The sequence below is a fragment of the Blautia sp. HCN-1074 genome, assembly GCF_037890165.1.
GTDB lineage: Bacteria > Bacillota > Clostridia > Lachnospirales > Lachnospiraceae > Blautia_A.
Genome location: NZ_JBBKBP010000001.1, coordinates 384,283 through 405,353, shown reverse-complemented (window position 1 = coordinate 405,353; position 21,071 = coordinate 384,283). Strand labels below are relative to the sequence as shown.

Below are 21,071 nucleotides of genomic sequence, written 5' to 3'. Positions count from 1 at the left end.
AGTCAAGGAGGTTTTTTATGATTCGCGATACTTATATGACGACAGGAGAATTTGCAAAGCTAATGAAGATCTCCAAGCATACACTTTTTCATTATGATGATATCGGACTTTTTTGCCCGGAGATACTTGGAGAGAATGGATACCGCTATTATTCTATTTACCAGATGGAGACTTTGGATACGATTCTTTTATTGAAAAAATCCGGGATGTCACTTCAAGAGATAAAGGATTTTCTGGAACATAGAAGTTCGGAAAATTTTATGAAGATTTTTGATGTAAAACAAAAAGAGATTGACCAGGAAATAAGCAGGCTTCTTGCAATGAAAGAATGGATGAGTCAGAGAAAAGCGAAGATTCAATATATGCAAAAATGTGATTTTTCAGAGATAAAAGTAATTTATCATCCGGAAAGATATTATTTATATGAAGAATTTACCGATACAGATACTACGGATAAAGAATTTATGTTGAAAATTAATAAGCTGATTTCAAAGCTGGAAGAATTGGACAGGGGATATGACTATGATGTTGCCTATATGCAATTTCCTCAGGAAATTGAAAACTCTGTTTATGATGGATATCACAATGCCATTCTGTTGTTGCAGAAGAAAATACAGGATGTCAGTGTAAGCGTGCTTCCGAAAGGAAATTACCTCAGTGCGTATCATGTTGGTCATTGGGAAAATATTGGAGAGACTTATGAACGGCTTTTAGCATATATAAAAGAACATAAGATCAAGACAGAGGGAAATTATCTGGAATATTATGTTGTGGATAATTTCACTGCAAAGCAGATTGAGGACTATGTTACGGAAATTTCGATAAAAATCCAGGAATAATGCAAGAATAATGCAAGAATAATGAGGTATGGTCAGAATTATGTATATCGGGTAGGATAGGAGTTTTTTGGATACTGTACATGGAGTGAACAGTAATATTTTTTGCTTGACAAAGCGGAAAAACACCCATATAATTACCAATGGTAATTAACTAAGGTAATTATACAAGGAGCATATAACATGACAAATGAGAAAATCAAAAGAATGTTTGATGCCTGTTATCTGGCAAAGCGGATACGGGAAATGCTTCCGCCATTGCCACAAGGTGTTATGCCATCTTACATTCAATATATGGACAAAATCCAGGCGCTGGAAAAACAGGGCATTTGTGTAAAAGTATCAGACATCAGTGACGCATTGAATATTCCGCGCCCGGGAGTTACCAGAACAGTAAAAGAAATGGAAACGAAAGGATATCTCCAGAAATTATCCTCTCCTGATGATGGTCGTGTCACTTTTATTACTCTTACGGAAGCGGGAAAAGCTTTGTCCCGGAAGTATAATGAGCATTATTTCAATGAACTATCTTCGTATTTGGATGATATTTCAGAGGAAGATGCAGATTGCATGATCCGTACGATCGGGAAATTTTATGAGATTATGAGTGAGAGGAGAGAACATTATGAAAAGTGATAAAGCGGATTTCACGCAGGGAAGTATTCTGAAGAAACTGGTAGCTTTTATGATGCCGGTTCTTGGGGCATTAATTTTGCAGGCAGCCTACGGTGCTGTTGACTTGCTAGTAGTGGGAAGATTTGGTTCAACTTCCGGACTTTCAGCTGTTTCCACAGGAAGTCAGGTTCTGAACCTGGTTACATTTGTGGTAGTTCAGTTTGCTATGGGTATTACGGTTCTGATCGCCAGATATCTTGGTGAAAAGAAGCCGGAAAAGATAGGAGCAGTTATTGGTGGAGGAGCGATTGTTTTTACCATCATCTCGGTTGTTTTGTTTATCGTAATGGTATGTTTTGCTCATCCGATTTCTATACTTATGCAGGCACCGGAAGAGGCGGTTGATCTGACTGCCAGCTATGTGCGTATTTGCGGAGGCGGTATTTTTTTCATTGTAGCTTACAATCTACTATCTGCAATTTTCAGAGGACTTGGAGATAGCAAATCACCATTGCTGTTTGTTCTGGTTGCATGTATCGTAAATGTGATTGGAGATTTGGCTCTTGTGGCTGGATTACATATGGATGCAGCAGGAGCGGCGATTGCGACAGTTTCTGCACAGGCACTCAGTGTGGTATTTGCAGTAATTCTTTTAATGAAGAAAGATCTTCCATTTACCATTGCAAGAAAAGATTTCCGTCTGAATCCACAGTGTAAAAAGTTTCTGAAAATCGGATTACCACTGGCTCTCCAGGAGTTTCTGACACAGGTTTCATTTCTGGCATTATGTGCGTTTGTCAATCGTCTGGGACTGGAGGCATCTTCAGGTTACGGAGTTGCATGTAAAATCGTAAACTTTGCGATGCTTGTGCCGAGTGCGCTGATGCAGTCCATGGCATCTTTTGTTTCCCAGAACATAGGAGCAGGAAAGAAAAAACGTGCGAAGAAATCTATGTTTACAGGTATTGGAGTCGGCCTGGTTGTCGGATGTCTGGTATTTGCGCTTGTTATATTCAAAGGTGATGTGCTTGCAGGATTTTTCTCCACAGATGCGGCTGTTATTGAGAATGGTTATGCTTATCTGAAAGGCTTTGCATTGGAAACCATTGTGACAGCGATTCTTTTCAGTATGGTTGGCTATTTCAACGGAAACAATAAGACCATCTGGGTTATGACACAGGGACTGATCCAGACACTTCTGGTACGTCTCCCACTGGCATATTTTATGAGTATCCAGCCAAACGCCAGCCTGACAAAGATTGGTCTGGCAGCACCGATTTCAACTATGGTGGGAGTTGTGCTGAACATTGGATTTTATGTATATCTTAACCGCGCAGAACAAAAGAATAGTAAGAAGATTTCATGATTTAAATCTGATACAGTGAATATTAAAGCAGACAAAACCTGGAGTTTCCGGGAATTGTCTGCTTTTGTATTCATAGAAAAATTATTTTAGCATCCAAATAATTCAGCAGTTTTTTTCATTCGTTCAGCAATCGGAACACCGAACGGACAGCGTGATTCGCATGCCTGACATCCGATACATTCGGAAGCTTTATGTTTCAGAAGTTCGTAATGAGACTGTACAGTTGCCGGTACGGCTGGCTGCATAGTTGCAAGATCGTAGAATTTATTGATCATTGCGATGTCCAGATTGGATACGCAAGGTTTGCAGTGACCGCAGTAAGTACATTCGCCGCGGTAGGAGTGCAGCGGTGCATTTGCAAGTATGGATGCATAGTCTTTTTCTTCTTCAGAAGCATTTTCGTAAGCTGTGGCAGCATCAATCTGCTCTTTTGTATCATATCCGCACATAATAGAACAGACAGCCGGTCTGGTCAGGGCGTAGTGGATACACTGTATTGGTGTTAAGGTTACACCGAATGGAGAACGCTTTTCATCGAACAGTCTTCCTCCGGCAAAGCCCTTCATAACAGTGATTCCAACATCGTTCTGTTCACAGACTTTATATAAGCGTGCGCGGTCCGGGTCGATTCCCTTGAGATTTTTGTCAAATTCATCTGCAAACATAGTATCAATATTTTCACTTGCAGGAAGCATATCGAAAGCCGGATTGATGCTGAAAAGAATCATTTCCACGAATCCGGATTCGGCAGCTTTGACTGCTACTTTAGGGTTATGGGAACTCATACCGATGTGGCGGATCACACCTGTATTTTTTAATTCCATCACATAGTCCATGTAATCGGAATGCTGAATCTGTTCCCATTCTTCTTCGGAATCTATGTAGTGGATCATGCCGAGATCAATGTAATCGGTCTGCAGTCTTTTTAACAGATCTTCGAATGCAGGACGGACATATTTCATATCTCTGGTACGGAAATACTGGTTGTCTTTCCAGGTAGAACCAATATGTCCTTGAATGAACCACTGGCTTCGGTTTTCTTTGATTCCTTTTCCAATGATATCTCTGGATTTCGGGTCTGCCATCCAGCAGTCCAGAATGTTGATTCCTTTTGAAGAAGCATAGCGGATCAGCTCAATGCTCTCTTCTTCCGGATGACGTTCCAGCCATTCCCCACCGAAGCCGATTTCACTCACCTGAAGATTTGTCTTTCCCAATCTGCGTGTTTTCATTATCGATTTCCTCCTTTATATGCAATAATACATGCATTGCAACATAGTATAGATGCGTCAATACATGTATTATTATTCAATGTAGATATGTTTGACACATACGGAAAACATACCTGTGTATATTACATATTAGTACTTAAAGAGTACTGGAAGTCAAGTGTTTTTGAAAAAATGTCAGTAAAAAACAGTCACAAAATCGACTTTTAAAGTTGCTGTTTATTTTGTACGGAATAGTAGCGTGAGAACAGCAATCTTTTAAAATTAATATCAGGCTTATAGAGTTAAGATTGTTAACGGCTCCTGGAATCGCCTGTTTTAAGTATAATCGTGCATCCTGCCATAAAAGCAAACATAACTGCCATAAAAACCGGGAAGATTTTAGTACCGGTAATGTCTGACAGAAAACCAAAAAGCACCGGTGTAAGCATGATACTCAGGTTTGAAAATGCCATTTCGATTCCGATAATGGACTGGGATGTTTCTTTTTTATAGAGGATGGGGGTTAAGTGAGTCATATTAGGGAAAATCGGGCCGTTACCAAGTCCTACCAGAAAAAGCCCAAGTACTGCAAAGGAAACAGTATTTGTCAGCAGCAAAATACATACGGCTGCAAGTATAATACTTTCTCCTATGGTGATAATTTTCCAGTCAGAAAATTTCAAGGATAACAGACCAGAGAGAAAACGGCCCAGAGTCATACCAGCGAAATAGAAGGTGATCAATGCTGCAGCCATATCAGCGGATAATCCGATAGTATCAGAAAGATAGGTACTTCCCCAGATCAGACAGGTGGACTCTAAGGCACTGATTCCAACAAATACACCGCAGGAGGCCCATATTTTTTTACGCTTTATCATCTGAAATAGTGGCAATACACAAATATTGTCGTCTTCTTGTTGCGTTGCTTTGACCTTTTTCCATAAAGGCAGGCTGAAAAAGGATAAGAGGGCAATTATAAGCTGGATATAAAAAACAGTTCGATATCCGCCACGCCAGTTCAGGTTGTCTGATAATGCAAGTGACATAAGGTAAGGGCTGACAGTAACACCAACGCCATAAAAACAGTGTAAAAAGCTCATCTGCATTGCATTATAGCGGAGTGCTACATAATTATTTAATGCAGTATCGATAGAACCGGCACCAATTCCTAAAGGAACCGCACACAAACAAAGCCAGAGAAAGTTGTGGGAACATGAAAAACCTAATAAAGCGATTGCGGTAAGACTCGTTGAAAGAGCGGTGACCTTTGCTGTTCCCAGTTTGGCAATGATTCTTGTACTGAAAAGGCTGGATAGAACTGTTCCGGTGGAAATAATTGCTGAAATGATGCTGGCATATGAGACTGGAACATGAAATTTTCCATAAATAGCCGGCCAGGCAGAACCGAGCAGAGAATCAGGGATTCCCAGACCGATATAAAAAATGTAGATAAAAATAAGTAAAATAGTTGCCATTTTAATATGTTACCTCCGTATCTTTTTGCATTGCTTTTCAAATATCAATATCGTTTGGATATATTATTGTGAATAATCGCTTTTTACGTTACTGTTCACTCCGTTCTCAGTAACGTAGCCAAAATTCATTCCAGATTGCCTGCGGCAATGGAATTTTGGCTTGCATGTCTCGGGATTTTGGCATTTTCATGCCAAAACGCCTCGCGGGATAGTAGCGTGTGAACAGTTACCTTTTTACCAGATAATATCACCTGCTCATAGGCGATTCTATAGTTTATCTGCTCAATTTATGGTATTATTTACCCAAATATAAAAGAAGGAGAGATAAGAGATATGGATACGATACTGCTTGATCATCAGCTTCAGGAAATGTTTCTGTTTGAGGATTCTTCTTTTCCAATAAAATATTATGTAGATAATTTGGAACAGTGGGCGGATTATCAGGTGCCGTTGCACTGGCATTTGGGATATGAGATTTTTTCAGCAATTTATCAGGATATTGAAGTACAGATTGGACAGAAACATCTGCGCCTTTTAAAAGGTGAGTCAATTTTGATCGGAGCTGAACAGATGCACAGTTATCGTATGACAGAAGTTGGAAAATGTTGTCTGTGTCCCAATATTGTATTTGCAGATGAAGTACTTGCACCAATGACAAGTACTGTTTTTAAAAAATATTTTGCGCCTGTACTCAACAACCAGGATTTGCCTTATCTTATTCTTTCTCCAACGGTAGAATGGCAGAAACCGTTATTGAATCATTTGTTTGAGATATACGGACTTCTTTCGGAAAATGAAAATGTTAATGATAATAGTACTGAGCGTTGCGTGATTAAGCCAATAGAATCAGCATGCCCTGAAATTGAAATACATCAAAAACTGATATCCATATTTCAGATTTTGTATTGCCATCAAAATGAACTCTCTCATATAAATTCAAGCAAAGGAAATCAACAGACACAGATAAGAATTCAAAAAATGCTACGCTACATACAGGAACATTTTGCGGAAGAAATTTCACTGGAGAATCTGGCGGATTTTGCAGGTATCAGCAGAAGCGAGGCTGGGAGATGTTTTAAAAAGTACTATGCACAGTCGCCAATGGGGTATGTTACCTTATACCGGTTAAAATATGCTCAGGAACTTTTGGCAAAATCGTCATTAACAATTAACGAAATAGCATATCGGTGTGGTTTTAAAGATAACAGTTATTTTGTTAAAGTATTCAAGAAACACTTGAAGCAGACACCATCGGAATATCGAAAGAAAAATTTATAATGTAATATTTTACAGTAATTTTACCTTATTCAAACCGTAGCGTGATAGAGGGAACCTCTTCTGACTGATACAATTAATAAAGTTGCAAACCAAGAAGCATGAGGAACTTGTATCAGTATTTATTTTACAAATGAACGTGAAAGAAATACCAGAACGTATTTGAAAAGGAAGAGGGAGAAAACAGGTAATGAACGAAAATGTAAAAGTGATTTTTGGACTGATTGGCGGCCTGGCGTTATTTCTTTATGGAATGAACAGCATGAGTGATGCGCTGCAAAAAGCTGCTGGGGAAAAGATGAAAAAGATTCTGGGATTTCTTACGAAGAACCCGGTCATGGGAGCGCTTGCAGGAGCACTGGTCACAGGAAATTATGGGCAGTGTAATGAAACCACTGGCAACCAGTCCGGTTTTTACTGATCTTATGGGAAAAGTTTCTTCCATTCCGGTATTAGGGGTACTTCTTGGTGCGGCGATGACATTGGTAGTGCAGAGTTCTTCTGCTACGATTGCAGTACTTCAGAACTTTGCATCTCAGGCAGGACCGGATGATATGACAAGTGTGATAGGTCTGGCAGGAGCGATTCCTATTTTGCTTGGAGATAATATCGGTACTACGATTATAGCACTTCTGGCATCTATTGGACAGTCAAAGAATGCGAAACGTACTGCAATCGCACATAGTATCTTTAACATTTCAGAAAGTTTTGTTTTTGTATGGCTGATTCCGTGGTTTGCGAAATTCGTACAGTATATTTCACCAAAAGGCAACGAAGTAGAGGTAATTTCACGTCAAATTGCGAATGCGCATACGACTTTCAATGTGGTATGTACACTGGTGTGGCTGCCACTGATTCCGTTGATGGTTAAAATTGTAACTACGATTATTCCGGGAAAAGATAAGAAAATCAAGGCAGCTTATGAGCCGAAATATCTGGACAACAAGATGATTGACCAGCCGGTGGCTGCTATGTATCTGGTATCACAGGAACTGGAAAATCTGGCAGGTTTTGCTGCAACTATGCTTACACAGTTATAAGAAGTGATCAGCGTAGGAAAAACATCTGCCGCATATGATAAATTTAAGAAAAAACTGGAAACTGTACAGCATTTACAGGAAGATGTGACAGAATATATTACCAGACTTTTTTCCAGTGGTAATCTGACAGAACAACAGTCGGAACAGACTGCGGGACTGCTTTATGTGACGAATAATATTCAGAGGATAGCAGATCGATGTCAGGATATTGATGGAATCTGGGATCAGATCGAAAGTAAGGGAATGAAACTTTCTGCGACTGCAAATGAAGAGTTGGGAAATTGCATTGCTATTACATGGGATTTATTAAATCAAGCGATGGAAGCAGTGAAAGAAGGAAGCGCCGAGCAGGCGGAACAGGTATTTAAGAATAAGAAAAAGATGAACAAGGCGGAAAAGAAGTTTAATAAGGCACACCTGAACAGAGTAAAAGAGCAGAAATGTGATCCTGGTTTAACAATAGGCTTTTCCGGGATCCTTTATAATCTGGAAAGAGCAGCAGATAACTGCGTGAGCATTGCAGAAGAAGCATTGGATAATACGGGCTTTGTACAGCTTGGAGAGGACGCCAGAGAATTTGCGATGGATGCAGTGGCAGAAAGTGTTGCGTTAGGCGATAAATAAAATAATTTAAAGTGTATAATTAGTTTGATGGCATTTGTATAAGTTTATTAAAAAAGTACTTCCCATGGTGGAGGTACTTTTTTTATGGGTTGAATCTGGTAAATTTGTTTTGTCAAAATAATTTGGAACAATTACTGACTGTCCCATAAAATGACCTGAATTTCGCGGCTAATATGGTTAATTATACTTCGGATTTTAACAATTATGATTCTATGTTAAGGAATATGTAAATGTCTGTCAAACATAAGGAAAATCTGTTGTTTTTGGAAAATTCGGGTGCTATACTTCATGCGACGACTGAAAAACAAGAATATTTTTTGAAAAGGAGTCTATTATTATGAAAAGAAAATTAATTGCAGGTCTTTTAACAGCTCTTTCTATGACAGTGGTTTGTCCGGCAGCATATGCATCTACAGATCATTATACAGACAGCAGCGTGGTTGGTGCTGATTCTGGATGGTCTGACTGGGATGCAGCATGGGAAACAACAGCAGCTGATTTTACAAAGGTATCTCTTACGCCTGGTGCTGATGATACTCAGCTGAATTTCGCATGGTATAGTGAGAAAGGTGACAGCGATGCAACACCTGTAGTTCATTTTGGAACAGATAAAGATAATCTTGAGACATTCGAGGGAACTGCCGGTGACGTAGATCAGAGTCTTACGGGAGATAAGGCTTATGAATATAATCATGTAACAGTTACAGGACTGGAACCGAATACAACTTATTATTACACAGTTGAGAAAAACGGTGAGCAGACAGACGTATGTGAATATAAAACACAGAGTACAGATTCTGTAAAGATCCTTTATGTAGGCGACCCGCAGATTGGTGCTTCCAAAGGTCAGACTCAGAATGGCGCAGAGCTTTCCAATGAATCAGGTGCGGCAAATAAAGCAGCAGAGAATGATGGCTTTTCATGGAATCGTACTCTGAATACAGCACTTGAGGAAAATCCGGATATTAACTTTGTAATCTCAGCAGGTGACCAGGTTAACAAAACAGGTGAAGCAAAAGAGGAAGAATATGCTTCCTACCTGAGTGCTGATGCGCTGAAAGGTCTTGCAGTGGCAACTACGATTGGTAACCATGATTCTTTAAATGAAGATTACATGTATCACTTTAATAATCCGAATAATACAGAGAATGGAAAAACTCAGGCTGGTGGTGATTATTACTACAGTTATGGTGAGGGACTTTTCATTGTTTTAAATACCAATAATTATAACGTGGCAGAACATCAGAAAACAATCGAAGAAGCTGTCAAAGCTTATCCGGATGCAAAATGGCGTATCGTAACCATTCATCAGGATATTTACGGATCTGGTCTTGATCATTCAGATACCGATGGTATGATCCTTCGTACACAGCTTACTCCTGTATTTGATGCAAATGATATCGATGTTGTCCTTCAGGGACATGACCATACATACAGTCGTTCCAAAATGCTTTATGGTGATGGACAGACTCATGGTAAATATGAGTTCAGTCTGAATGCAGATGGAACAGATTATGACTGGGATCATGCTACAAATGTAGATACACAGGAACAGATCGCACTTGCTCCGGAAGAAGGAGATACAGATGCACAGGCTGCACTGGATGCATTCCATCAGGATAATAGCTGCTATACAATCGAAGATGTTGATGGAGATACCGTTACAGATCCACAGGGAATCCTGTACATGACAGCAAACTCCGCTTCAGGTTCTAAGTATTATGAACTTCTTTCCACTCAGCAGGATTATGTGGCAGCCCGCAGCCAGAACTGGCTTCCAAGTTATTCTGTCATTACATTGACAGCAGATGCATTCTCTATTGATACTTACCAGATTACAGATGATGGTAAGGCAGAAGCAATTGATGATACATTTACTATCAAAAAAACGGGCACAGATACTACGAACAATTCCTCAGATACCTCAGACACTTCTGCTGACACCACAGACAGTGACGCTGAAGCATCAGATTCTTCGGATACACCAGCAGATAATGCAGATACTTCTACAGATGCAGTAGCTGAAACATCTGAGAATTAAAAGCAGAATCTGAGAAATCAAATTCTATGAAAAACATAAAACTTACCGGGCTACTTACCAGAAAAAAGGCAGTCCGGTATCTTATTTATTTTTTACTTGTCTGTGTGTTCGCTGTTTTTGTTATCAGGCTGAATCAGGTAGAAAAAACAGAATTGGTGGTTCGGACAGGGCAGACATTTGAGAAAGCGAAAGTGGTGAAAATTCTTCAGGATAATCTGGAGGAAAACGGAACCCGTGTAGGAGAGCAGAAAGTACGTGTACACATGCTTACAGGGGTACGAAAAGGAGAAGAGCTTGATATTACAAGTAGTTCTGGGTATTTATTTGGCGCGGCATGCAAACCTGGAATGAAAGTAATCGTTATGCAGAGTGTTGCAGGTGATTCTACAGTTGCCAGTGTTTATACACAGGATAGAGAATCGGTTATTTATATTTTTGCACTTATTTATCTGTTAGCGCTTTGCATGATTGGTGGAAAGCAGGGAATAAAAGGCTGCCTTGGACTTGTCTTTACGTTTTTCTGCGTGATTTTTGTATATCTGCCGCTTGTGTATCTGAAATACTCACCGTTTTGGACCGCAGTGTTTGTATGTTTTATTACGACACTGGTTACCATGTATCTTATCGGAGGTCCTACACGAAAAACGTGTGCCGCAACGCTTGGAACTCTTGCCGGAGTAGTTCTTGCCGGGATTTCCGCATGGTGTTTTAGTAAGGCATCTGGAATTTCCGGATATAATGTATCGGATATTGAGACGTTGATGACTCTCTGGAATACAAATCGCATCCAGGTAGGTGGATTGCTGTTTTCAGGTCTGCTGATTTCATGTTTAGGTGCTGTTATGGATGTTGCAATGTCAATCAGCAGTGCTATTGATGAAATCTATAAACAGAATTCTTCTTTAACAAGAACAGAACTTTTTAAAGCAGGACTGCGTGTGGGACGAGATATGATGGGAACGGACAGTAATACGCTTATCCTGGCATTTGCAGGAAGCAGCGTCAGTACACTTCTTCTTGATTACGCATATGATCTTCCGTATCAGCAGATTATTAATTCAAATAATATTGGAATTGCAATCATGCAGGGGCTTGCAGGAAGTTTCGGAATCGTACTTTCAGTGCCATTTACCGTACTGATCTGTACCGTGCTTTTTCATAAAAATAAACAGCTGGATTAAAATAGGGGAATAATAGCCTTGATTGTTTGGTATGGTCAAGGCTATTGTTATGTTTGAAAATAGTATTCACCTAATTCTAAAACTTGTCATTTTGGATTGTAGATGCTAAAATAATATCAGATAATATATTATATATTATGGATATAAAATGCGAATTTTGAATAAAATATTATCTATAATGAGGTGATAATATGGAACAATTAATATGGAACAATTAATATGGGAAACAGCTGAAGAACTAGATCAGAAGTTAGCGCAGCGAGTCAGGAATATTAGAAAAAGACGTTCTATTTCCCAGCAAAGATTAGCATCTATGAGTGGAGTAAGTTATGGTTCAATTAAAAGATTCGAAACGACAGGACAGATATCGCTGGTATCCTTGACAAAGATTGCGATGGCACTGGATATTGCAGATGAACTCAGAAATATTTTTACACAGGTGCCTTATCGAAATATCCAGGAGGTTATAAATGAGTCGAGATAATGTATTACAGGTGTTTTACGATGAAAAACTTGTGGGAACATTGGCTATGACGGCTGAATATAAAACTGCATTTCAATATTGTGAAGAATGGCTTGAGAATGGATTATTAAATTTCCAGCTCATGTAGATGGAGTAAATGCTGGAAAAATGGAATACGAGTATTCTCGGTGCGCTATGCAATGCGGAATTATAATGAGTGAGACAAGATTATTTCCATCTGAGAGATGTAAGGGATATTTCGGTACTAAAAGATTTGATAGAAGATTGGATAAAACAGGGTGTAAAAAAATTCATATGCTGACAGCAGCGGCACTGTTGGAGCTTGATTTTGAACAGCCAAGTCTGGACTATCATAGTTTAATGAAATTAATGAAGATTCTTACCAGGGATAATAAAAATGATGTGGAAAATATGTTCCGGCGTATGTGTTTTAATGTTTTTGCCCATAACAGAGATGATCATTCGAAAAATTTCACATATCTGTATAACGAAACAGAGGATGTATGGAGATTAAGTCCTGCGTATGATCTTACTTACAGTACTACTTATTACGGAGAACATACGACAACTGTTGATGGAAATGGACGTAATCCGGGGAAAAAAGAACTGTCCGTAACCGGACTGAAAACACCGGAAATAATAAAAGTAGCTGTATAGCTTTAAAGAGCAAACAGTAGTGGTGCCATGGATGCACCCTGAAAAAGGCGCATCCCGCCTTAATTCAGATGTTCTGGTAACTTAGTTATCGAGTAATTCACATATAGGCATATAGTAATTTCATATAAAATTATTTCAGTAGTGTTCACACTTATCTACAAGAACTGTCACATGCAACTATCCTTAGCAGTATGACAACTTTGAGGTATATTCTCGTTCATTGTAGTTGGTGAGATTAAGTCAATGGATGTTCTCTGTAATACATTCTTGTAAAGTTCAAAAACGTCTGCATATCTCCACTGATATATTTTCCTTTTTTCCAGATCATACCAATCTTAATGTGGATTGGCGGATTAAGCGGAATTCCTGTAATTTCAGAATCAGTAAATTTATCAAGCATACTGGAATAGAGGAAACAACTGTATTTTCCTGTTTTTATAAATTGCAGAGTTGTGTAAATCTGACTGCTACGCATAACAATATTGGGTATGTATCCATCCATTTCGAATCTTGTTTTTAACAGCTGGTTCTGGACAGAATCAGCATTGAAAAAAATCAGCAATTCTTTAGACATTTCTTTTGTAGTAACGATTTCTTTATCCGCCAGTCGGTGGTCTTTATTCACACAGAAAACAACCTGATCATTAGCAAGAACAACATTGTGAAATTTATCAATATTATACTGTTCCATATTGACCAGCGCCAGATCCAGAGTATCATTCTGAACCAGATCACAGGCGCGGACAGAGCCGTATTCTTCCAGCACGACTGCGATTTCAGGATGATCCTGGTGAAATGCAGTGAGTAGTTCTGGGAAAAACACAGTACTTAGCATAGGTGGGATTCCAATCCGAAGGGGTGGTTTCACTCTGGACATACTGGAATAGTCGGCCTGAAGTTCATTGCAATATTGAAGAATATAAGTAGCTGATTGGAATCAGCATTCAGATTTCAGCTTGTATCGGAGCGATTTTCCTGGTGCTGACAGGAGTAATCTCTGAGAAAGAGGCGCTGGCTTCTATTGATTTGAAAGTAGTATTGCTTTTTGGTGGTTCTCTTACACTGGCAAAAGCCCTGGATACAACAGGTGCCGGTGAGCTGATTGCGGATAAGATCGTAGGACTTCTCGGAGCAGATCCGAATCCGACCATTCTTCTGCTGGTAATCTTTATTGTAATCTGTATGATTTTATTGCCGATTCTGTTTCCGTTCTATCCGTAAAAACGGAATAGGATATCTTGCCAGCTACGTGCCCGGCGGTTGGAAGAAATCAAAATATTAAGTTAAAAAGCAAAGAAAAATTGCTTTACATATAACTCAATAAAACCCAAAAATCAAATGCCAAAAAACAGGACAGTTCGGAATCTACAGTCCAGTCCAAATGTCGCTGTTTGATCAGTGACAGATGTAGGAGTAAGTTAATTGGAAACTTAACTTGCCAGTACATTGGTAACACGAAAATATCTGAAGTATATCAGGAGGTAAAACATGACTAAGGAAAATGGAGTTAAAGTATTAACAGACATGGTAGCAGATTTTGTTGCCCACATTGGAAAAAAATTACCGGATGACGTAGTAGCGAAGCTGGAAGAACTTGGCTCTCAGGAGACAGATGCACTTCCGAAAGTTCTCTACGAGACAATGACGAAAAACCAGGGACTGGCTGTCGAGTTAAATCGTCCAAGCTGCCAGGATACAGGCGTTCTTCAGTTCTGGCTGAAATGTGGAACTAATTTCCCATATATCAATGAACTGGAAGGACTTCTGAAAGAAGCTGTTGTACAGGTTACTTTTGCAGCGCCATTAAGACATAATTCTGTAGAAACTTTTGATGAATATAATACCAAGAAGAATGTTGGAAAAGGAACTCCGACTGTATGGTGGGATATCGTTCCGAACAGTGATAAATGTGAAATTTACGCATACATGGCAGGCGGCGGATGCACTCTTCCGGGAAAAGCAATGGTGCTTATGCCAGGTGCAGGTTATGAAGGCGTCACAGATTTTGTACTTGATCAGATGACCAGTTATGGACTGAATGCTTGTCCTCCGCTCCTTGTCGGTGTTGGTGTAGGTACATCTGTAGAGACTGCTGCTCTCAATTCCAAGAAAGCGCTGATGCGTCCGATTGGCTCTCATAATGACAATGCTAATGCTGCTAAGATGGAGAAACTGTTGGAAGATGGAATCAATGCAATCGGCCTTGGACCGCAGGGAATGGGAGGAAAATATTCCGTAATGGGCGTAAATATCGAGAATACAGCACGCCATCCATCTGCAATCGGTGTTGCAGTAAATGTAGGCTGCTGGTCACATCGTCGTGGTCATATTGTAGTGAATCCTGACCTGACAGTAACCTGTGATACACATTCCACTTGGAAATTCAATGCATAAACGGAGGGAAAAATCATGATCGAAATCAGAGGAGATAAAAAAGTTCTTATTACACCAATCAGTGCAGAAGATCTGGCAGATATTAAAATCGGTGATATTGTATGGCTGGACGGAGATCTGATGACCTGTCGTGATGTGGCACATCGTCGTCTTGTTGAGTATGGAAGAGAACTTCCATATGATATCAGAAACAAAGCAATTTTCCATGCAGGACCTATTGTCCGTAAAATCGAAGGGACAGAAGATGATTATGAAATGGTTTCTGTAGGACCGACAACTTCCATGCGTATGGAGAAATTTGAATATGAATTTACAAAATTAACAGGTGTCCGCGTAATCGTGGGAAAAGGTGGAATGGGACCAAATACAGAGCGTGCATGTAAGGAATTTGGTGCGATCCACTGTGTATTCCCGGCCGGATGTGCAGTTGTAGCAGCCACTGAAGTTGAGAAAATCGCAGAACATCACTGGGATGAACTGGGAATACCGGAAACATTATGGTGCAGTAAAGTCAAAGAGTTTGGTCCGCTGATCGTATCTATTGATGCGCAGGGAAGAAACCTTTTCGAAGAGAATAAGGTAATCTTCAACGAAAGAAAAGAAGCAGCCAAACAGGCTATTTATCCGGAAGTAAAATTCATTAAATAATAAAAAGTAATACATTAAGAAACTTATCGATTAATGCCAATAATAATTCCTCAAAACCATCTTTATCATACAGGTGTACAAAGAGTGTGTCTCACTTTTTGTATACCTGTATTTTTATATCAATGATAGAAAAATTACCGTGTAATGTTCCTAAAATAATATGAAATGCTCGATAGCGGTGTAGTGGAGAATGATTATGCCGCTAAAGTACTCTGGTGTAACTTCGGGAGAGAGTAAAATAGTTAAAATTGTTGTCGTAGAGTTTTGGTTGACAACGATCTGTCATCATATATAATTAGATGATATCAGGGCGATAGCTCATAATATCAAAGGATTTTAAGAAATTTCCGGAAAGGATAACTATGTATCGTATTTTTATCGTAGAGGATGATGAGATCATCTCAGAAGTACTGAAAAAGAATCTTTCGTCCTGGGGATATGATGTGTCCTGTGCGGAGGATTTTTCCAATATTATACAGGAATTTGTACGCAGAGATCCCCAGCTTGTCCTGCTGGATCTGAAGCTGCCTTTCTATAATGGCTTTCACTGGTGTGAAGAAATACGCAGAATTTCTCAGGTTCCGGTTATCTTTATTTCTTCGGCGGCAGATAACATGAATATGGTTATGGCAATGAGCCGCGGTGCAGATGATTTTATTGCAAAACCGTTTGATATGGATGTACTGACTGCAAAAATTCAGGCGATTCTGCGCCGCGCATATTCCTTTGGAACTCCGGGAAATGTTCTGGAATATAATGGGGTTGTTCTGAGTCCTTCCCGCTGTACCCTGACGTGGAATGGAAACGATATTGATCTTACGAAAAATGAGCTTCGTATTCTGGAAATATTGATGGAGCATGCCGGAAAGGTTGTTTCCAGAGATGCGATTATGACGAAGCTATGGGAGAGCGACAGTTTTATTGATGACAATACGCTGACTGTGAATATTACCCGCCTGCGCAGGAAACTGGAAAAAGAAGGGCTGAAAGAATTTATCATTACCAAAAAAGGTCTTGGATATATGGTATAAGGCGCAGTATAAACAAAAGGATTTTTTATGAAACTATTTCTGGATTATATAAACAAAATTAAATTCTATATCATTCTGCAGATGTTTCCCGTAATACTTGCAGAAATAATTTTCTTTCTTTATCAGCTGCCGATAGAACCGATGGTGTATGTTACTGTTTTCTGGTTATTAACCGGAATTTGTGCGTGTCTGAACGGATTTTACAGATACAGGAAAAAGGTACAACAGTTGGAACTGATCGCAGCTGCACCGGATATTAATCTTTCGCAGCTGGATTCTCCTGTTGGTCAGGCTGAAAGACTTCAACAGGAAATCATGCAGCAGCTGGATCAGATGCGTATCGATGTGGAGACTGCCAGCCAGAAGTCGTCTGAAGACATGACAGATTATTATACGATGTGGGCACATCAGATCAAAACGCCGATTTTTGCACTGCGTCTTTTGCTTCAGGAGAGTCCTGAGGAAAATAAAGAGAAACTTTCGGAACTTTTTAAAATTGAGCAGTATGTGGAGATGGTTCTTGGCTATCTAAGGACAGAAGATATGTCTTCGGATCTTAAGCTTTCCCACTGTTCTCTTGACCGGATCATACGTGATCAGATTCATAAATATGCAGGAATTTTTGTCTCAAAGAAACTCACACTTACTTATGAAAGTATTTCGCAAGATGTTCTGACGGATGAAAAATGGCTGGGATTTGTGATCGGACAAATTTTATCAAATGCTCTGAAATATACCCGGACCGGAGGAATCCGAATTTATCTGGAGAAAAAATTATCTCTGGATACAGATGATGTAAGCATTTCGATAGGAAATGATAGCTGCAATAAAGTAGAAAACCTTACACTGGTCATTGAAGATACCGGAATTGGTATTCGTGCAGAAGATATTCCGCGAATCTTCGAAAAAGGCTACACCGGGGTAAATGGACGGGATGATAACCGCGCAACAGGTATCGGACTGTATCTCAGTAACAAGATTATGCGCAAACTGGGACATTGCCTTTATATAACTTCTACGGAAGGAAAAGGAACGAAAGTATTTCTTGAATTTTCAGTTAAAGATTTGAATATGTATTAGAGTTTTTTAACACGTTTTAGAGGAAAACTGCTAATATTTAAGTGACACGAAACCTTACAGAAATGTAAGGTTTTTTCATATAATGTAACCTGTTTCGATGGCAGAAGCCGTAAAAAATTCTTATACTTACGGTATCAATTAAAAGAAAGGAGCCCCATTTATGGCTTTGCTTGAAGTTACAAATATCAAAAAAATATACAGTACACGTTTCGGGGGAAACAAGGTACAGGCGCTTTCAAATGTTACATTTTCTGTAGAGGAAGGTGAGTTTGTCGCGATTATGGGGGAATCTGGTTCCGGTAAGACAACCTTGCTGAATATTCTTGCGTCTCTGGATCGTCCGACATCCGGAGAGGTTCTTCTGGAAGGAAAAAATATCGTACACCTTACAGAAAAAGAAATATCAGCATTCAGAAGGAAAAATCTTGGATTTGTTTTTCAGGATTTTAATTTGCTGGATACCTTCAGCCTGAGAGATAATATTTATCTTCCACTTGTTCTTACAGGAGAAGATTATCGTGAGATGGAACAGAAAATCCGCCCGATTGCGCAGGCTCTTAAGATCACAGAAATTCTGGATAAATTTCCATATGAAGTTTCCGGTGGTCAGAAACAACGTGCCGCTGTTGCAAGGGCGTTGATCACGAATCCCAAACTGATTCTTGCGGATGAACCGACGGGCGCACTTGATTCAAAGGCGGCATCAGCACTTCTTTCCGTATTTGGTGAAATCAATGCAGAGGGACAGACAATCCTCATGGTCACACACAGCGCACAGGCAGCCAGCCATGCGTCCAGAGTTCTTTTCATCAAAGACGGAGAAGTTTTTCATCAGATATACAAAGGCAGTAAATCGCGTCAGGAAATGTATCAGATGATCGCTGATACGCTTACGATACTTACGACAGGTGGTGAGCAGCATGCATAAGGGGATTTTTTCCAGACTTGCAAAACAGAATATCCGAAACAACAAAAGCACATATATTCCATACATGATCACCTGTATTTTCTGTATTGCAATGATTTATATGATGGAATTTCTGCGTGACTGCCCGACACTGGATCAGGCAGTGCGTCAGGCGGATGAAGTGCGTATGATCGTGTTTACAGGAGAGATAGTCGTAGAGATCTTCTGTATTATTTTTCTGATCTACAGTAACAGTTTTCTGATGAAGAGAAGGCAGAAAGAGATAGGTCTTTATAATATTCTTGGACTGGAAAGAAATCACATTGGAATCGTAATGTTTCTTGAAACGATCATTACCTCAATAGGTTCACTTGCCGGCGGTATTGCTGCCGGAATTATTGGAAGTAAGCTGGCACTTCTTTTGCTGTTAAAGCTACTTCATATCCCTTCAGTGCTTGGATTTTATATTTCAGTAAAGGGTATTTTTACCTGTCTGTTCATGTTTGGCATCGTATTTTTGATGATTCTGTTTCTGAACCTTGCGAAAATTCATTTAAGCCGTCCGGTAGAATTACTTCGCGGTAATAATACCGGAGAAAAAGAACCGGCAGCAAAATGGCTTATGGCATTGATTGGTTTTATCTGCCTTGGCGCGGGTTATTACCTTGCGGTTACGACTGAATCTCCAATCAAGGCAATTACGATATTTCTTCTTGCTGTTATTCTTGTTATGGCAGGGACTTATCTGCTTTTTACCGCAGGAAGTATTGTGATTCTGAAATTTCTCCGACGCAGAAAGAGTTTTTATTACAGGACTGGAAATTTTATCAGCATATCGGGAATGCTTTATCGAATGAAGCAGAACGCAATCGGTCTGGCAAGTATCTGTATACTAAGTACAGGTGTTCTGCTTATGATTTCCATGACAGTTTCCATTTATTTCGGAATGAATGATATTATGCTGAATCGCTATCCGTATGATGTTGATATGTCTGTTACCAGCATAAGCGAAGAAGAATGTCAGACCGCAATAGAGGCTTTTGAAAAAGCTATTGCGGATAATAAAGTTCCGGTAGAAAAGTCTGTGGAGGAAATCTATCTGGATATCGTATGCAGCAAAAACGGTGATCAGATTCTGATAAAACCAACAAATACTATTCGAAATTCTGATTCAGTACTGGTACTTTCTCTTTTGGATCAGGCAGAATATGAAAGACTTACAGGAATTTCTGCAAATCTCAATGATGGTGAAATTTTTGCATGGTATCCTTCGGCAGTGCAGAAAGATTCAGTTACTGTTGATGAAAAAGAATTTACAGTGAAAAAATGGATGGATAAGAATCCTCTGACCTGTGGCGAAGATGCAGTCAGTGATAATGCAGTGCTGGTTGTTACAGATGAAGATTTTAAGAAATTTGATGAGATGCGTACAGAAATGTATAAAGGAGTTTCTTCTGCTCCTGCGGGAGAGGACCTGACACTTCATCTTGGCCTGGACATTACTGGTTCGGAGACGGAGAAGATTGAATTTGGAACCCCGGTAATGGAAACTGTTAAAGATTTGAAAAAAAGCGGAGGTTTATCAGAGAATGCATGGATAATTTCCGGAATCCGTCAGCAGGAATATGAGTCCTATTATGCGGATAATGGTTCTCTTTTGTTTATCGGAATCTTTCTGGGTTCTCTTTTCCTTATGGGAACAGCTATGATTATTTATTATAAACAGATTTCAGAAGGTTATGAAGACCAGAAGCGATTTGAGATCATGCAGAAGGTTGGCTTAAGCCGCCGGGAGGTCAGAAGTTCTGTCCGCAGACAGATTCTGATGGTATTTTTCCTCCCGCTGTTAATGGCAATGCTTCATATTACCATGGCATTTCCAATGATCCGCCGGTTACTTTTACTTTTCGGAATGACGAATACGAAGTTATTTATTGGATGTACGGCGGGAACAGTTCTGATCTTTGCTGTTGTGTATGGATTGATTTATCTTATGACGGCGCGTTCTTACTATCATATTGTAGAGAGAAAATAACTATTACGATGTTAAACAGCGGAATAGATTTTCATTTTCTTTTATCCGATAAATACTTGATTTTTTGCGGAATTTTATATACACTTGTCATATAAGTTAACAGTTTTTTAATGCTAATTTTTTATTAAGGACACCTTCTTTCGTATGTGTATGTTTTGTTGGTAACATAAT

21 protein-coding genes and 1 pseudogene are annotated in these 21,071 nt (G+C 39.4%); 19 read left to right on the top strand and 3 right to left on the bottom strand.

Annotated elements, in window-relative coordinates; genetic code table 11:
• Positions 1 to 17 precede the first annotated feature (17 nt).
• The 3 genes from WKT11_RS02005 to WKT11_RS01995 all read left to right on the top strand — a co-directional run bounded on the left by WKT11_RS02005 (position 18) and on the right by WKT11_RS01995 (position 2,817).
• Complete coding sequence (locus WKT11_RS02005) at positions 18 to 839, top strand: MerR family transcriptional regulator (protein WP_117845477.1); 822 nt, start codon at positions 18 to 20, stop codon at positions 837 to 839.
• A 180-nt stretch (positions 840 to 1,019) separates the two neighbouring features.
• Positions 1,020 to 1,472 carry a MarR family winged helix-turn-helix transcriptional regulator gene (locus WKT11_RS02000; protein ID WP_118136357.1) on the top strand — a complete coding sequence of 151 codons (453 nt, stop codon included), beginning with the start codon at positions 1,020 to 1,022 and terminating at the stop codon, positions 1,470 to 1,472.
• Positions 1,462 to 2,817: an MATE family efflux transporter gene (locus WKT11_RS01995; protein WP_340282132.1), complete on the top strand. Its 1,356-nt coding sequence runs from the start codon at positions 1,462 to 1,464 to the stop codon at positions 2,815 to 2,817. The genes WKT11_RS02000 and WKT11_RS01995 overlap by 11 nt, the downstream gene beginning before the upstream one ends.
• A gap of 86 nt (positions 2,818 to 2,903) precedes the next feature.
• Here the strand turns inward: WKT11_RS01995 and WKT11_RS01990 are convergent, their stop codons facing one another.
• Positions 2,904 to 4,049: an aldo/keto reductase gene (locus WKT11_RS01990; protein ID WP_340282130.1), complete on the bottom strand. Its 1,146-nt coding sequence runs from the start codon at positions 4,047 to 4,049 to the stop codon at positions 2,904 to 2,906.
• 290 nt (positions 4,050 to 4,339) lie between these two features.
• A complete protein-coding gene (locus tag WKT11_RS01985; protein ID WP_118590397.1) occupies positions 4,340 to 5,503 on the bottom strand; it encodes an MFS transporter in 1,164 nt (387 codons plus the stop codon).
• 333 nt (positions 5,504 to 5,836) lie between these two features.
• Here WKT11_RS01985 and WKT11_RS01980 point away from each other — a divergent pair, with 333 nt between their 5' ends.
• The 9 genes and pseudogenes from WKT11_RS01980 to WKT11_RS01940 form a co-directional block, all read left to right on the top strand.
• Positions 5,837 to 6,781 carry an AraC family transcriptional regulator gene (locus WKT11_RS01980; RefSeq protein WP_119241499.1) on the top strand — a complete coding sequence of 315 codons (945 nt, stop codon included), beginning with the start codon at positions 5,837 to 5,839 and terminating at the stop codon, positions 6,779 to 6,781.
• Positions 6,782 to 6,968: 187 nt separating this feature from the next.
• Complete coding sequence (locus WKT11_RS01975; RefSeq protein WP_242986832.1) at positions 6,969 to 7,199, top strand: hypothetical protein; 231 nt, start codon at positions 6,969 to 6,971, stop codon at positions 7,197 to 7,199.
• Positions 7,153 to 7,818 carry a Na/Pi cotransporter family protein gene (locus WKT11_RS01970; RefSeq protein ID WP_340282120.1) on the top strand — a complete coding sequence of 222 codons (666 nt, stop codon included), beginning with the start codon at positions 7,153 to 7,155 and terminating at the stop codon, positions 7,816 to 7,818. The genes WKT11_RS01975 and WKT11_RS01970 overlap by 47 nt, the downstream gene beginning before the upstream one ends.
• A 3-nt stretch (positions 7,819 to 7,821) precedes the next feature.
• Positions 7,822 to 8,442, top strand: a complete 621-nt coding sequence (locus tag WKT11_RS01965; RefSeq protein ID WP_118568919.1) for a PhoU domain-containing protein — start codon at positions 7,822 to 7,824, stop codon at positions 8,440 to 8,442.
• A gap of 337 nt (positions 8,443 to 8,779) precedes the next feature.
• Positions 8,780 to 10,483: a purple acid phosphatase family protein gene (locus tag WKT11_RS01960; protein ID WP_117676788.1), complete on the top strand. Its 1,704-nt coding sequence runs from the start codon at positions 8,780 to 8,782 to the stop codon at positions 10,481 to 10,483.
• Positions 10,484 to 10,509: 26 nt separating this feature from the next.
• Entirely contained in the window at positions 10,510 to 11,664 is a 1,155-nt protein-coding gene (locus tag WKT11_RS01955; protein WP_117676787.1) for a YibE/F family protein, read from the top strand.
• A gap of 205 nt (positions 11,665 to 11,869) precedes the next feature.
• Entirely contained in the window at positions 11,870 to 12,148 is a 279-nt protein-coding gene (locus WKT11_RS01950) for a helix-turn-helix domain-containing protein (RefSeq protein WP_117676786.1), read from the top strand.
• Positions 12,135 to 12,275 (top strand): hypothetical protein, encoded by a 141-nt coding sequence (locus tag WKT11_RS01945; protein WP_242986828.1) that lies wholly within the window; start codon positions 12,135 to 12,137, stop codon positions 12,273 to 12,275. The genes WKT11_RS01950 and WKT11_RS01945 overlap by 14 nt, the downstream gene beginning before the upstream one ends.
• Positions 12,245 to 12,769 (top strand): annotated as a pseudogene (locus tag WKT11_RS01940) (HipA domain-containing protein); the annotation flags it as partial. The gene WKT11_RS01945 and the pseudogene WKT11_RS01940, both read left to right, overlap by 31 nt.
• Before the next feature lie 271 nt (positions 12,770 to 13,040).
• Here WKT11_RS01940 and WKT11_RS01935 read toward each other — a convergent pair.
• Entirely contained in the window at positions 13,041 to 13,682 is a 642-nt protein-coding gene (locus WKT11_RS01935) for a LysR family transcriptional regulator substrate-binding protein (protein WP_340282110.1), read from the bottom strand.
• 101 nt (positions 13,683 to 13,783) lie between these two features.
• Here WKT11_RS01935 and WKT11_RS01930 point away from each other — a divergent pair, with 101 nt between their 5' ends.
• From WKT11_RS01930 to WKT11_RS01900, 7 genes are all read left to right on the top strand, one after another.
• Positions 13,784 to 14,026: an SLC13 family permease gene (locus WKT11_RS01930; RefSeq protein ID WP_242986826.1), complete on the top strand. Its 243-nt coding sequence runs from the start codon at positions 13,784 to 13,786 to the stop codon at positions 14,024 to 14,026.
• A gap of 267 nt (positions 14,027 to 14,293) precedes the next feature.
• Positions 14,294 to 15,199, top strand: a complete 906-nt coding sequence (gene ttdA, locus WKT11_RS01925; protein ID WP_340282108.1) for a L(+)-tartrate dehydratase subunit alpha — start codon at positions 14,294 to 14,296, stop codon at positions 15,197 to 15,199.
• A gap of 15 nt (positions 15,200 to 15,214) precedes the next feature.
• Complete coding sequence (gene ttdB / locus WKT11_RS01920) at positions 15,215 to 15,847, top strand: L(+)-tartrate dehydratase subunit beta (protein ID WP_340282106.1); 633 nt, start codon at positions 15,215 to 15,217, stop codon at positions 15,845 to 15,847.
• Between the two features lie 362 nt (positions 15,848 to 16,209).
• Positions 16,210 to 16,878, top strand: a complete 669-nt coding sequence (locus tag WKT11_RS01915; protein ID WP_117676783.1) for a response regulator transcription factor — start codon at positions 16,210 to 16,212, stop codon at positions 16,876 to 16,878.
• A gap of 228 nt (positions 16,879 to 17,106) precedes the next feature.
• Positions 17,107 to 17,958, top strand: a complete 852-nt coding sequence (locus WKT11_RS01910) for a sensor histidine kinase (RefSeq protein WP_243098816.1) — start codon at positions 17,107 to 17,109, stop codon at positions 17,956 to 17,958.
• 160 nt (positions 17,959 to 18,118) lie between these two features.
• Positions 18,119 to 18,886, top strand: coding sequence for an ABC transporter ATP-binding protein (locus WKT11_RS01905; protein WP_117676781.1), 768 nt, complete (start codon positions 18,119 to 18,121; stop codon positions 18,884 to 18,886).
• Entirely contained in the window at positions 18,879 to 20,900 is a 2,022-nt protein-coding gene (locus tag WKT11_RS01900) for an FtsX-like permease family protein (protein WP_118420001.1), read from the top strand. The genes WKT11_RS01905 and WKT11_RS01900 overlap by 8 nt, the downstream gene beginning before the upstream one ends.
• Positions 20,901 to 21,071: the final 171 nt, after the last annotated feature.